Origin of the sequence: Enterococcus diestrammenae, from assembly GCF_049384045.1 — a bacterium.
In the GTDB taxonomy this organism is placed as follows: Bacteria; Bacillota; Bacilli; order Lactobacillales; family Enterococcaceae; genus Enterococcus_C; species Enterococcus_C diestrammenae.
On record NZ_JBMRGR010000017.1, the window covers coordinates 32,678 to 46,721 of the forward strand.

11 protein-coding genes are annotated in these 14,044 nt (G+C 43.3%); 5 read left to right on the top strand and 6 right to left on the bottom strand.

Annotated elements, in window-relative coordinates; translation table 11 throughout:
* Positions 1-186 precede the first annotated feature (186 nt).
* From ACO03U_RS11285 to tuf, 4 genes are all read right to left on the bottom strand, one after another.
* Positions 187-1,035, bottom strand: coding sequence for a DUF368 domain-containing protein (locus tag ACO03U_RS11285; protein ID WP_161869143.1), 849 nt, complete (start codon positions 1,033-1,035; stop codon positions 187-189).
* Positions 1,036-1,102: 67 nt separating this feature from the next.
* Positions 1,103-1,723, bottom strand: coding sequence for a lysozyme family protein (locus ACO03U_RS11290; protein WP_204687170.1), 621 nt, complete (start codon positions 1,721-1,723; stop codon positions 1,103-1,105).
* Between the two features lie 564 nt (positions 1,724-2,287).
* On the bottom strand, positions 2,288-3,619 hold the full coding sequence (locus tag ACO03U_RS11295; RefSeq protein WP_161869145.1) for a CoA-disulfide reductase: 1,332 nt from the start codon (positions 3,617-3,619) through the stop codon (positions 2,288-2,290).
* Positions 3,620-4,058: 439 nt separating this feature from the next.
* Positions 4,059-5,246: an elongation factor Tu gene (gene tuf, locus ACO03U_RS11300; protein WP_204687169.1), complete on the bottom strand. Its 1,188-nt coding sequence runs from the start codon at positions 5,244-5,246 to the stop codon at positions 4,059-4,061.
* A 348-nt stretch (positions 5,247-5,594) separates the two neighbouring features.
* Between tuf and ACO03U_RS11305 the strand changes: the two genes are divergently transcribed.
* The gene (locus ACO03U_RS11305; RefSeq protein WP_204687168.1) at positions 5,595-5,933 is read left to right on the top strand and encodes a YxeA family protein; all 339 of its coding nucleotides are present in this window, start codon (positions 5,595-5,597) and stop codon (positions 5,931-5,933) included.
* A 122-nt stretch (positions 5,934-6,055) separates the two neighbouring features.
* On the opposite strand, the gene ACO03U_RS11310 is transcribed toward ACO03U_RS11305, so the two are convergent.
* Positions 6,056-7,060 (bottom strand): nucleoid-associated protein, encoded by a 1,005-nt coding sequence (locus ACO03U_RS11310; RefSeq protein ID WP_204687167.1) that lies wholly within the window; start codon positions 7,058-7,060, stop codon positions 6,056-6,058.
* Between the two features lie 251 nt (positions 7,061-7,311).
* On the opposite strand from ACO03U_RS11310, the gene ACO03U_RS11315 reads away from it, so the two are divergent.
* The 3 genes from ACO03U_RS11315 (at position 7,312) to ACO03U_RS11325 (ending at position 9,587) form a co-directional block, all read left to right on the top strand.
* Entirely contained in the window at positions 7,312-8,163 is an 852-nt protein-coding gene (locus ACO03U_RS11315) for an aldo/keto reductase (RefSeq protein WP_204687166.1), read from the top strand.
* Between the two features lie 9 nt (positions 8,164-8,172).
* Positions 8,173-8,433 carry a hypothetical protein gene (locus ACO03U_RS11320; protein WP_204687165.1) on the top strand — a complete coding sequence of 87 codons (261 nt, stop codon included), beginning with the start codon at positions 8,173-8,175 and terminating at the stop codon, positions 8,431-8,433.
* 416 nt (positions 8,434-8,849) lie between these two features.
* Positions 8,850-9,587, top strand: coding sequence for a hypothetical protein (locus ACO03U_RS11325; protein ID WP_204687164.1), 738 nt, complete (start codon positions 8,850-8,852; stop codon positions 9,585-9,587).
* 276 nt (positions 9,588-9,863) lie between these two features.
* Here the strand turns inward: ACO03U_RS11325 and ACO03U_RS11330 are convergent, their stop codons facing one another.
* Positions 9,864-12,302, bottom strand: coding sequence for a hydroxymethylglutaryl-CoA reductase, degradative (locus ACO03U_RS11330; RefSeq protein ID WP_204687163.1), 2,439 nt, complete (start codon positions 12,300-12,302; stop codon positions 9,864-9,866).
* Positions 12,303-12,567: 265 nt separating this feature from the next.
* On the opposite strand from ACO03U_RS11330, the gene ACO03U_RS11335 reads away from it, so the two are divergent.
* Complete coding sequence (locus ACO03U_RS11335) at positions 12,568-13,719, top strand: hydroxymethylglutaryl-CoA synthase (protein ID WP_204687162.1); 1,152 nt, start codon at positions 12,568-12,570, stop codon at positions 13,717-13,719.
* Positions 13,720-14,044 lie beyond the last annotated feature (325 nt).

Genomic DNA, 14,044 nt, shown 5'->3' on the forward strand with positions numbered 1-14,044 from the left:
AGCGGTCCGTCGCGGTAAAAAATCGCACCAATAGACATCAGCGCGACCGTTAAAAAGACCTAATTATACATCATTTATTGTAACATATTAAATTTGATTTTCAAGTCTTTTGCATAAGCTCTTTCATGTCAAAAATAAAAGAGAACGTCGGCGATCATGACAAATCCTTCGCAGACGTTCCAATGATTATTTGTATTTTTCTTCCAAACGACTCATCCAAGCCCCTAAAGCAATCCCCGCGAGGCATAACACCACGCAAGCTACATAGTTGCCAGCAGTAAAGCCACTGTAATCAGTCGGTACAATCATTACGGTGGAAGCAAAGACAATCCCCATAATAAAATGGAACAATTGCGGATAGGCTTTACTAAAGATGTAATCCATCACTTTGGATAAGCCTAAGACGCAGACAATCCCGCCAATGCCGATGGGAATGATAATCCCGAAGTTCAACGTTTTAATTCCATCAGACATCGCTTTGTACATCCCCATATAAACAAGGAAGTTTGATGGGCTCAAACCCGGTACAATCATCCCCAACCCAATTAATGCCCCAGCAATAATCCAAGTAAAGAAGTTTTGATCCACATGGCTAAACAATGCTGAACCTTTCCACAAGAACAGTAGCCCTGCCACAAAGCTGATCACTAAAATCAGGACATCACGATTGCTCCGTCCTTTCTTACCTGCTTCTTTCCAGAGAGCAGGGATGGTTCCCAAGATACATCCGACAAAAAACCACAAGACGATATTTTCATAGGTTCCTAAGGCGAAACTCACCACAAAGGATAAAAGGAAAACCCCCGTGACGCCCCCTAATCCGACAGGGATAAAGAAAAGGACATTTTCTTTAAAATTGCGGGTAATATGAGCCAAAAAAGTAATAATCCGTTCATAAATCCCAAAAATTGCTGCCAAGGCCCCGCCACTGACCCCTGGTAAAATAAATCCCGAACCGATAAACATCCCTTTGACAAAACGCAAAAGCCAGTCTTTGCTCTGGTGTTTTTCTGTGTTTGCTATTTGCTTTTTCATTAAACTCAAGCCACCTCTATTTCATTGCATATGCTACAGTGTACCACACCTGGTCTGTAGGGCAAATTTAAAATAAAAATTTCGTCATTTCAATTTTCCATTGATTCCATTGGACGATTTCCGAATAAAACAAGTTACCACCGTTATGATAAAGGTAGCCTCCGTTATACAACAAGGAATGCAACCCCCAATAGCGATATTTCGATTGCTGATCATTGCCCAGTTGTGGCGATAAGACATCTCGTGAATAGCTCTCAGCAATTTTTTTGGTGTTTTTGCCGCCATTTTTTGCCACATAGTCAATATAGTCAAGGCCAAAATTATACGCTTGAATCGCGGTTGATTCATCACACCCCGCTTCATCGGCAGCTTTCAAGGCTTCCGCTAAAAAAGCGACCCCAGCATCGATAGAATCCGCTTCACTGCTGATTTGCCCAGCTTCCCCATAGCGACTTTCAGAACTTTGCATCAAATCTTCGTGACGACCCTTGGTTTCCGTAAAAATAATCGCTGAAATCAAATCCGTCTGGTCATCCACATCATATTTTTTGGCTGCCGTGGCAATCTCATCATCATATTGATGCACATCTTTTAAAATCATGTAATTACGAAATCCCAAATAGACAGCTCCAACGATGAGGATTAAGAGCCCAAGTTTCAGAAGGATCTTAAAAATTCGTTTTACCAAGCGTTTAGCCTCCTAAACTTTTTGACCAGAATCATTTATCAAGCTACAGGACTTGCCATAAATTAGCCCTTACCGATAAAAAGGTCTTTTTTCATACTACTATTTTCAGTATTTCTTGACCAGAATCCTCGCAATTCTTTTTAGAAACTTAAACAAAACAGCTGTGTTGGCTTTGCTATGACAGTTACATTTATTTCTCGTAAGCTCAACAAAACGATTCATTGTTTGCAACATCAAAATGGCAGGTTATTCCCGGCTTTTATTTCTAGTCCATGAACTTTTTTTGGGAACTTGAAATATTATCAGGCCTTCTCCTTCCATCCAAAACAGGAGTGAAATTACTTCCGCCAAATTACTTGGATTGTAGTTGGCATGTGCCGGTCTAGCAACCGTCAACTTAATTACTACGAAACTATAATTCAGCTTTTCCTAAAAATCAGTATCAGAGTAGATTTGCCTCCTAATTTTCGGTATGTTAGCTTTTTGATGCTTAAGTTTGTATAATTCCCTGATTTATTAGAAAAGAGCGTTGGTCTCACTCATACCAGCGCTCTTTTTACATATTTATTTTGCCACATTCCCCGCGATATTCAGGACATCCCATGTTCGGGCAAATGGTGGTGCGTACATCAAATCCAGCAAGCCTAAATCTTCAGTGGTGAGTTTTCCTGCAATAGCAGCCGCCAGTACATCAATTCGCAAAGCTGCGCCATTCTCGCCAGCAGTTTGGCCGCCTAAGAGCCGTCGTGTCCCTGCTTCGTAGATTAATTTTACCCGAATATCTTTTTGCCCAGGGTAGTAATCCGTTTGGTTCTTGTCATTGATCACAATCGTCTTATAAGCCAAACCCAACAATTGAGCTTCTTTTTCCGATAAACCTGTACGTGCCAACTCCAAGGTCGTAAACTTCACGCCAGAAGTTCCCAATGTACCAGGATAGGTGGTAGTCCCACCGGCAATACTTTCCCCCGCTACCCGTCCTAACTTGTTGGCGCCAGTTGCTAGTGGCAAGTATTTATCTACACCAGAAACCAGATGTTTCACGGTAGCATTGTCCCCAGCAGCCCACACATCAGGGACGTTGGTCCGCCCTTGGTTATCGACAATCAAAGCCCCGTTTTTCAAGGTATCAAACTCAGCTCCCAAGAACTGATTGGCAGGGCGCACCCCGATGGCTACCAATACTAAATCCGTGGCATAACGCCCTTTATCTGTGACGACCGTTTCGACTCTTTCGTTACCAACAAACTCAGTGACAGCTTCATTCAAATGGACTTCGACGCCTACTTCGGCCATTTTTGCTTCCAAAAGTTCGGTTACTTCTGAATCAAAAGAGTCCTTCATCAAACGATCATCCAATTGGATTAGGCGAACCGTTTTTCCTTGATGGAGTAAGGCTTCCGTGAACTCGACACCGATAAAGCCGCCCCCTACCACCGTGATATGCTCAATCGTCGGATCAGCTAAGGCTTCTTTGACCCGAACGCCATCTGCCATCGTTTTTAAGGTATACAAATTTGCAAAGTCCGTTCTTGGTACCGGTGGCATGATCGCCGTCGAACCGGTAGCTACCATCAAGCGATCATAGTGGTCTACAAAATCCACTTGTGTCGTTAAATCACGGACAGTGACGATTTTCTTAGTTGTATCTACCGCCAAAACCTCGTGATGTAAAGCCACTTTAATGCCTTGCTTTTCAAAAGCTTCTTTGGAACGAGCGATCATTTGATGTTTATCAGCAAAATAATCCCCCACATAATAAGGAAGGCCGCAAGCTCCAAAACTGACTAAGTCGCCTTTTTCATAAATGACGACTTCTGGATCCTGGGCCATTTTTTGAACTTTAACTGCGGCACTGGTACCAGCTGCCGTCCCTCCAACGATGATCGTTTTCATATTTGCACCTGCTTTTCATATTGTTCTTGCTTCGTCACTTTCATTTTACACATTACCAGCATAATCTGCCAAAAAACTGTTTTTACCTTCTTGGGAAAATCCTCCCGTCACCCTGGTTTTGTCGCCAATTACTTTTTCATAAGGTAATGATTGCTGGCAATAATCTAACTGTGGAAGATATCCAATCCTAGGTTGAACTATTCATGGGGACACCCATGGCTACAAAAATACGCTGCCCTAACATCTTTATAAGCAATTGCCGGTCTCACGCCAGCCAATCTATCGCGATCGAAGACATGTCACTTTTTTCGTAACCTTCAGATTTCGACATGCTTAACAATGTCTTCTTAAAATAGACTTTTGAGCATTTAAACCCATCTAGGGCCGCGACGAAAAAAGGCCGCAATCCAATAAAAGACTGCGGTCTTTAAAAGACTTGTTAAGCTTCGATATCGGTAACCATCCCTGAACCGACTGTTCGGCCACCTTCACGAATTGAGAAGGTTGTACCTTGTTCAACGGCGATTGGATGAATCAATTCGACTTCAATCGTAACATTGTCTCCAGGCATTACCATTTCAGTGCCTTCAGGTAAAGTAATTGAACCGGTAACGTCTGTCGTGTGGAAGTAAAATTGTGGACGATAGTTATTGAAGAATGGCGTATGACGACCCCCTTCTTCTTTCGTCAAAATGTACACTTCCCCTTTAAACTTGGTGTGAGGAGTGATGGAACCTGGTTTTGCCAAAACTTGGCCCCGTTCGATTTCTTCACGACCAACGCCACGAAGCAAGACACCGACGTTATCGCCAGCTTCCCCAAAGTCCAAAGTTTTACGGAACATTTCCAAACCGGTAACCACTGCTTTTTGAGTTTCAGGTTTAATGCCGACGATTTCGACTTCTTCACCGACTTTCACCATCCCCCGTTCGATACGCCCGGAAGCTACGGTCCCACGACCAGTAATAGTGAAAACATCTTCCACTGGCATCAAGAATGGTTTATCCGTATCACGAACTGGTGTTGGAATGTATTCATCGACAGTGTCCATCAATTCCATGATGACTTTTTCTTGTTCGGGATCCCCTTCAAGGGCTTTAAGAGCGGAACCTTTGATGACAGGAATATCGTCACCAGCAAAGCCATATTCACTCAACAATTCACGAACTTCCATTTCAACTAAATCTAAAAGTTCATCATCATCCACCAGATCAACTTTGTTCAAGAAGACGATAATATCTTTAACCCCGACTTGACGAGCCAACAAAATGTGTTCACGAGTTTGCGGCATTGGCCCATCCGTTGCCGAAACGACTAGGATGGCACCATCCATTTGGGCTGCCCCGGTAATCATGTTCTTCACATAATCAGCGTGCCCTGGTGCATCGATATGAGCGTAGTGACGTTTTTCTGTTTCGTATTCAACATGGGCCGTATTGATCGTAATCCCACGTTCCCGTTCTTCTGGTGCTGCATCAATGGCTGCATAATCTTGGGCATTGGCCAAACCTTTTTTCGCCAAAACCGTAGTAATCGCTGCGGTCAAGGTTGTTTTCCCGTGGTCCACGTGACCAATCGTCCCGATATTTACGTGTGGTTTACTTCTATCGTAATGTTCTTTTGCCATAATAGATCCCTCCAATATAATGTCTGCTTACAAGTGATTGGCAGTGCTTGAAAGCTTGTAGGGTCAAGGTTAGTTGGCTCTCAACAGTTTCAATTATAGACCTGACACCAGTCCTTGTAAAAAATTTACACTCGAACGCTTACTTTTTGTTAGTTTCGAATCTGACTTTATTATAGGTCAAATTTGATCAAAGTCAAAAATTTTGTCTCGCATAAGGATCCTCGTGTCAGCAAACTAGATTTCCGACTATTTTGAGAGGCCTCTATGGCATTTTCTTCCCTTGGATAAGGTATAATCAACACAGAGTGGATCAAATGAACTTAATACCAAGATAAATGAGGTGGCGTTTTGAAAAAATGGTTTATTGGCTTCATCGTCCTAGCAGTTTTTTGCGCTGGAAGTTACTATACTTACCAGTACTTTTATGGTGGCAATGAGTTTTATACACGCATCACAACCACCGGAGAAAAATCCGGAACTGGAGATGATACCCACTATCGCTATCAACAACCTGCTTATGATGACCAAGGAGATGCAATTACAATTGAGCTGAATGAATATCGTAGCCAGCCACTACGACAGGGAGCTTACTTAAAACTTTTAGTCAATCCTCGAAAAAATGTCCTCAGTTGGGATGAAGTCCCCGTTGAAGAAGTGCCACAAAAAGCGCTAGATCAATTGGAATGATTGATATAAGGAAATACTGAAAGATTTCGTGAATCCACCGATGATTAGACTTAAAAAGGTTCAGCCGACGTGTTTGACGAAGGAACACGCTGGCTAAACCTTTTTTTGTTTTAACATATTTCCTACAAGCGATTGACGACATCTTCCACATTTTTGATGGTGACGGAAATCGTCCCATCCGGATTATTGACAAACTCGATCAGATTGGGATCACGATAAACATCCAAGGGTACGATGAGTTCAATCCCATTGGAAAGTTTTAGTTTTTGCTTACCGTATTTTTTCTCTGTCAATTCTTTCACTTCTCGTAGCAGTGGTGCCCGATCCACGAAACCTTTTTCCGCTACTTCTTCTTTAAACGCCATTTTGGCAGTGATGTTGTCTTTGAAAACTTTAGCAGCCACTTCTTCCACCGCCAGTTCCCCAGTTTCTTCAATGGACTCATAGACGGCTTCTTTCACATCAGCTAGCAAGTCGTGTTTCGGCGTTTCAAATTTTTTACCGATTTTTTCGGCGACTTTTTTGATGACCTTCACATTGTCTTCCAGAGAAAGCTGTGGCTCGCTTTCGATGACTTCCGTCGAAAAATACAAACGCTTCTCACCAGAAAAAGTATATTTTTTCTCCACCAACTCATACGCCATATTGGTTAAATCGACAGTAAAGCCTTCATCTGCTTTTTGTGTTTTATTGGCTAATATCGCGCGGTTAATAATTAGTTGGTTTTTCAAAATACCATCATCACTATCGACAAAATGAGTGTAGCCTTCGTTATAATTCACTTTCAAAAAAGCGACACAGGGCGTCGTATCTAATTCATAAAGAACGACAAAAACATCACAACCCGGTGCATCTTCACTTTGGTTATAGCTTTCATACCAGCGTTGCGTCAAATCCGCCGATGCCGTCACAAAATCTTGGGGCAAGCGCTGGATTAGCTGGGTAAACGCCCCATCTTCAGCCAAAATACCGGTTTTGGTTTGGGGCGTTGCTAGCTTTTGAATCTTCTTAGTCAGGTACTCACGAATATACTCTGTCGTCAAATCTAGGGGTTGCTGAGAAAAGACCGGTGCTCCTGATTCCCGATCCAGCAAATGTAAAATTGCATGTTTTAAATAAATATCCATTGGTCAGTTCCTTCTTTATCCCTCTTCAGGAAATTTTTTTATGCCTATCCAGTGTACACAAAAAAAATCGTTTCTGCCAAGTTTTTCTGCCTTATTGAAAAGTAAAAATAGGTCTGCTATTGATTTTTCCTATGAAGCACCCCAAAATGATAAGCGGAACATATGATTTTTCATTCTCCATGAGTTACACTTAAATAGAACTTTTCGTGAAGCGTTCACAAAAATACCCAAAGGATTAAGGAGGCCCTAAAATGGCACTAGAAACAGCAACTTACACCTTAGCTAACGGCATCACCATTCCCCAGATAGGTTTTGGCACGTGGCAAACTCCCGATGGCGATGTTGCGGTAGCTTCCGTTAAAGCAGCTTTAGCAGCAGGCTATCGTCACATCGACACAGCCCAAGGTTACCACAACGAACAAGGCGTCGGGCAAGCCATCAAAGAAAGCCAGCTTCCCCGGGAAGAAATTTTTGTTACCACGAAATTAACCAACTCTAACCACAGCTACGAACTGACACGCTCTAGTTTCCAAGAATCTCTGGATAAATTGCAATTGGATTATGTCGACCTTTTCTTGATTCACTGGCCAAATCCCATCGCTTTCCGAGATCATTGGCAGCAGGCCAACGCCGATTCCTGGCGGGGGATGGAAGAGCTCTATGAAGCTGGCAAAATTAAAGCAATTGGCGTTTCCAATTTCCGTCCCCACCATCTTGAAGAATTGAAAAAGACAGCAAAAATTATGCCCATGGTCAACCAAATCTTCTTGGCTCCTGGCGAAAAACAAGAAACAGTGGTCAGCTATTGCAAGGACCATAATATTTTGTTAGAAGCTTATAGCCCCCTAGGCACTGGACGCATTTTTGAGGTGCCAGAAATGAAGCAATTAGCAGATAAACATGGCAAAACGATTGCTCAAATCGCCTTGCGTTGGTCCTTACAACATGGTTTCTTGCCGCTACCAAAATCGGTAACACCAAGTCGTATCGAAGAAAATATCCAGGTCTTTGACTTTGAATTATCAGCAGCTGATATGGCACTTTTGGATAGCTTAGATGGTGTTGTCGGAAAAACCAGCGATCCTGACCAAGCTACCTTTTAGGTAATAGCAATGAACAAAGAAGACTTAAATCAACTACCAAAAGCCGTCACCGACACATTTAAACAGCCCTTTGTGTTTCTGATTTTCCCGGAGCTCGTCCAACATTTTCCGGCCCGCAATTGGAGTCAGAAGCAATTGATGGCTAAACTTCATGAAATTCTTGGAGAAACGGTTTATTTCGATCATTGGCAAGGTTATTTGATTGCCAAAAATGCCGATGAAGCGCTAATTGTTTTGATACCAGGCTATGAAACCCTCACAGATGACTGATCATCATCACGTTAGCCGCTTCCGAGACAAAATCAGTTTTCTCCTTCAAAAGACATCTAACAAGCAAGGCGAAGAGAGCTCGTTCGTAAAGCTAAATATCTCTATGCCTGGTACTAAAAGAAGCCTACCTTTCAAGCATCAGCCTTGAAAGAATGGCTTCTTTTCATTTCTATGAGGCGCTCTGTTCAGTTTTTGAGTACTAACTTACAAATTTTTTGTCAAGTTGAGAACTAGGATTTCAATGCTTGAAAAGAATTAGTGAACCCTCATTAGTCTTACAGAAAACTTTCCGATAGGCCATCTTTTTTTACATATCTCTTTTCAAAAATCGTTTTATTCATTATAATCAGAGAGGATTTTATTCGCTTGCAAGCCTATTTTGGTGGCAAAGCGCTATCATGTAAAGGAGTTTCATTATGAAGAAAAAACAAAAAGAAAAGTTGATGAAGGCTTTTCGCCCCTCTTTTGACAACACTCGTCAAAAATTATTTCGTCATCTAGAACAAACTGCAACTAAGCTGTACAACTTGGATATCACCGCTAGCTTGAACCCCAAAAACCATGAGCAATTGCTAGTTGTCAACAACACACCTGGGACCGAAACCAAACCTTTGATCGTTCCCATCGATGAGACTTTTGTCAGCATCATCAAACGAGTTCAAAAACAAGAAAAAGCGGTATTGGAACAGTTTACTACCAATTTAACCCACGAAATTGCCAGCTACTGGTACGTTCCTGCAACGGAAGCCACCATCGCCTCCGCTTCCGCTCCAAGTGAAATAGCTCCAGCCCAAGAAGCAGCTGCAGCACTTGTTGATGAGCCCGCAACTACTAACCAAGAAACAGCTGAAGAAAAAGCACCTGAAGTCAAAACAACTGCGACTGCTGAATCCACTGAGAAAACAGCAGTCTTAACGACAGCTGCTTTCACAAAGGCTATGGAAGAATTCCCTAAATTCTTTGTAATCACAGCTGCTGATCAAATCCTTGTGAAAGAAAAAACGGCTAAAGAAGACCGCCTATTAGCAACGATTGGAACGCAAAAGGTTGGCGAATTTACCATCGAAAAAGCTTTGGATCGTAAGTACAAACTAAAAACTGAAGTGATTCCTGTTATTGAAGCATTTGCCAACACACCGTTAACACAACGCTAAATCGCTGTTTAGACCAGTAAAAAAAGCGTATCTGCCATTGATAAACATTGGGAGATACGCTTTTTTGCATACTAGGCTTAATCAGCATCAAGTTCTTATAGGCTACGAAGCGAAATTCCACATTTTTCGTAATATCACAATGACGGCGTAATACGCCACTTATTTCGTGAACCATCAGCCGTTTTAGAGCTTAATTTTTTATATGTTCATTATCTATTAAAAACGAGCCCGTTTCCAGCACTACGCTAGAAAGGGCTCGTTTTATTGGGAAAAGTCTTATTTTCTTTGACGAAGTTCAGCTAATAATGCTTTAGCTGTAGCTTCATTTTTTTGAGGAGCCGTTTTCAATAAACGACTCAGTTGGGAAACTTCTTCACCTACTGCTCCAACTGCCATGGCCAACGAGCGGACTTGTAACCCCATGTGTCCTTGTTGAATTCCTTCCGAAACCAGCGCTCGCAAGGCCGCCAAATTTTGTACAAGTCCGGCGGCTACGATAACTTGCGCTAGTTCAGTAGCAGAAGATACCTTTAGGATTTGCAAAGCTGCCTGCGCTTTTGGCAAGACCCGAGTACCTCCTCCTACCGTAGCAACTGCTAAAGGCAAGGTCAATTGTCCCACCAAATTATCCCCCACAACTTGCCATTGGCTTAAGCCTCGATATTGTCCCGAGTGTGCCGCATAAGCATGACAAGCTGCGGCTTGGGCTCGGGTATCGTTCCCCGTTGCCAATAATATGCCATCTACGCCATTCATGATTCCTTTATTATGAGTGGTTGCGCGATAAGGATCCAACTGTGCAAAATCAGAAGCAGCAGCGATTTTGGCAGCCACCTCTGCCCCATTTCCCCCTCGATTTAGATGGGTGATAGGTACTGAACAAGTGGCAGTCACTAAGGATTCTGTGGTGAGATTGGATAAAATACTCATCAAAATCCCTTCATTGGGAAGTTTTTGACGTAAATAATCAGCACAAGCTTCCAACATCGTATTCAGTAAATTCGCACCCATCGCATCTTTTGTATCCACCAAAAAATCTACAGAGACAAAGCTTGATCCCACTGCCCGAAGTTGGATCTCTTGAAGACCGCCTCCTCGTTGATAAATCGATGGATAGGCCTCACGGGCACAGGCAAACAACGCCGCCCGCAACGATTCAATGGTTTTGATAAGCGCTTGTTGATCAGTGATTTGCTGTAAGACAATCTGCCCGCGAACAAATCGTTGAGGCATTTCCACCGCGATATTACCAGCCATCTTACTCCCATAATTCATCGCGGCAATCACGGAAGGTTCCTCAGTAGCCACTGGTACAGCATAGGATTTGCCATTAACGGTCAATTGCGGGACTAACCCTAACGGAATCTCCACCTCACTGATACGGTTTTCGATGAGATGGTCAGCCACCTCTTCGGCCAAAGCCGTTTTTTCTAGTTCATTTTTTACTTCCTCATTGATGACTTCGTTTTGCAGAAGTTGCTCTAACCGTTCTTCAGTGGTTAACTCATAAAACCGATGACGTTTTTTTTTTGCTGTTTCCTCAGGTTTTTTTGGGGGAACGGCTTCAATCAAAAGGGCTAATCCTAACCCGCCACCGATACACAAAGAAGCGACGCCATAACGTTTTTGATGGGTTTGCAATTGGTGGCTTAAACTTGTTAAAATCCGAGCACCCGTTGCACCGATGGCATGCCCCAATGAAATCCCGCCACCGTAAATATTGACTTTCTCTGATGGAAGTTTGAGTTCGCGTTCTACCACGATAGAAGATGCCGCAAAGGCTTCGTTGATTTCAAAAAGATCGACATCCGCCACTGTTAGATTCGCTTTTTTTAGTAATTTTTGAATCGCTTGAATCGGAGAAATCCCCATAATACTTGGGTCGATACCGACTTCAGCTGTTTCACGAATCACTGCTAAATAAGGGATTTGGTGCTGATCAGCATAGTCTTTCGATGCCAATAACAACGCTGCAGCCCCATCATTAATGGTGGAAGCATTGCCGGCAGTCACGGTACCCTCAGCTTTAAAGGCTGTTTTTAAAGTGGCGAGTTTTTCAACACTGGAATCTGGTCGAATCCCTTCATCGGCTGTCATCACCCCGTCAGGAAGTTGGACTGGGATAATTTCTGAAGCAAAAGCCCCGGTTGCTTGAGCAGCGGCAGCTTTTTTTTGGGAAGCTACCGCAAAAGCATCTTGTTCTTGTCTGGTTACATGAAATTCTTCAGCAACTTTTTCGGCTGTTAACCCCATGTGTTGCCCGCTGTCAGCATCTGTCAAGCCATCGATAATCATGCTGGCTAGCGGTTCGCCATACCCGCCTGTAGCAGCATCGTAAGGCAAGAGTTTTGGCGCATTGGTCATGCTTTCAATTCCACCGACTAAAACTACTTCGGCTTCGTCTAATAAGATAGCTTGGCGACCAAACATGACGGCTTTCAAACCGGAACCACACACTTCATTGATGGTGGTCGCTGGTACCGTGTTGGCCAAGCCACTGGCTAAAGCTACTTGGCGTGCCGGATTTTGGCCATTCCCCGCCTGCAAGACATTGCCAAAATAGACCTGAGTAAGGTCTTTTTTGAGGCTTGGATATTTTCTTAATAATGCTTGGGTTACCTGGGTCCCCAATTCCACTGCGGTCAAATCTTTTAAACCGCCACGAAATTTTCCAATCGGGGTACGTAGTCCGTCTATAATGACAACTTCTTTCAAATTTGCCACCTCCAACTTGCAATATACCATTTTAAAGAGCAAAAACAAATACTCTCTTCTCCAGTGCCCGCTGACAATTAAAAAGTTTTAACAAACTTTAAATAATCAATTTTTACTACCGCTTTTTGCTGTTTTTATGCTAACGTTAAGAAGGAATTTTTTCCTTGTAAAAATAAGCCTATTCCTGTTATCATTGCCCTTTCAGGAATAAACCGAGCCTGCTTTTTACATAAACCATCCCATCACATTATCAAGGAGGTCCTATATGACTGCAGGGATTGATAAACTCAATTTTTTTGTACCACCTTACTATTTAGAGATGACAGAGTTGGCCAACGCGCGCAACGTGGACCCAGCCAAATACACCATTGGTATCGGTCAAGATCAGATGGCCATCTCTCCAATCACCCAAGATATCATCACCTTAGCCGCCAATGCAGCCCAACCAATCTTAACTGACGAGGATCGCCAAACCATCGATTTAGTCATCCTCGGAACCGAATCCAGTGTCGATGAATCCAAAGCCGCCGCTGTCGTTTTGCATCGCCTGTTAGGGATTCAACCTTTCGCACGAGGGATTGAATTAAAAGAAGCCTGTTATAGCGCAACAGCTGGCCTCCAGTTTGCCAAAGAGTACGTCTTGGCTCATCCCGAGCGGAAAGCCTTGGTGATTGCCTCTGACATTGCGCGATACGGCTTACACTCAGGAGGAGAACCGACCCAAGGTGCTGGCGCCGTGGCTATGTTAGTAACTAGTCAACCGCGGATTTTAGCCCTCTCTGATGAAAGTGTCCCCTACACCCAAGATATCTATGATTTTTGGCGTCCAACAGGGGAACCTTATCCTGTGGTCAACGGCCCGCTTTCAAATCAAACCTATATCCAAGCTTTCGAAACCGTCTGGCAAGAATACCAGCAACGGTATCAAAAAACATTGGCTGATTTTGCCGCTCTCGCTTTCCATATTCCATATACAAAAATGGGCAAAAAGGCCTTGCTGGTAGGCTTGGCACAGGAATCTGAAGCAGAACAAAATCGCATCCTAGCTCAATACGAAGAAAGTATTCGTTACAGCCGTCGCGTGGGCAACCTCTATACTGGTTCTTTGTATCTTGGCTTGATTTCTCTCTTAGAAAATAGCCAAACGTTAAAAGCAGGGGACCAACTTGGCTTATTTAGCTATGGTTCTGGCGCTGTTGCTGAATTTTTCACAGGACGACTAGTCTCGGGATATCAAGAGCATCTGCTGACTGACGCCCACAACGCCCTGCTTGCAAATCGCCAGGCATTATCCGTGGCAGCTTATGAAGAAGTATTCCAAACTCCTCTAACCAACGAAAACTTAACTGCCTCGACCGATACGACCGCTTTTCGTCTGACTGCCGTAAATGACCATATTCGCTATTACCAAGAATGAGAAAGCCGGCCGGTCTTGCTTCCAGAGAATGCCTCGGGTGGTAGTGGGATCGGTAAATGCCAACTAAAGAACCGTTGTCATTTTGCTAGCTCATCTTAGCGATTTCTGCTTAGATGAACTGTATGCGCAATGGTCTTTTAGCCCTCGGACATCCTTAACACTACACCCCGAGTCATTCTCCTCCAGCAAGTCCGCCCTATTTTATCGATAAGCGATTTATTCTCTTTGCTCCGTAAATACAGCAAATCATTTTCTTGTAGGGTAGCAGATGTACCGTGAAAAAGGTGAGATTTAGCAGAGTAGAATTGGATTGACAGTAGCTCTA

Bases quoted from the DNA above. Each gene is read 5' to 3' on its own strand.
- ACO03U_RS11310 (WP_204687167.1), bottom strand. From the start codon at position 7,060: ATGGATATTTATTTAAAACATGCAATTTTACATTTGCTGGATCGGGAA.
- tuf (WP_204687169.1), bottom strand. From the start codon at position 5,246: ATGGCAAAAGAACATTACGATAGAAGTAAACCACACGTAAATATCGGG.
- ACO03U_RS11325 (WP_204687164.1), top strand. From the start codon at position 8,850: ATGAAGAAAAAACAAAAAGAAAAGTTGATGAAGGCTTTTCGCCCCTCT.
- ACO03U_RS11315 (WP_204687166.1), top strand. From the start codon at position 7,312: ATGGCACTAGAAACAGCAACTTACACCTTAGCTAACGGCATCACCATT.
- ACO03U_RS11295 (WP_161869145.1), bottom strand. From the start codon at position 3,619: ATGAAAACGATCATCGTTGGAGGGACGGCAGCTGGTACCAGTGCCGCA.
- ACO03U_RS11285 (WP_161869143.1), bottom strand. From the start codon at position 1,035: ATGAAAAAGCAAATAGCAAACACAGAAAAACACCAGAGCAAAGACTGG.
- ACO03U_RS11320 (WP_204687165.1), top strand. From the start codon at position 8,173: ATGAACAAAGAAGACTTAAATCAACTACCAAAAGCCGTCACCGACACA.
- ACO03U_RS11335 (WP_204687162.1), top strand. From the start codon at position 12,568: ATGACTGCAGGGATTGATAAACTCAATTTTTTTGTACCACCTTACTAT.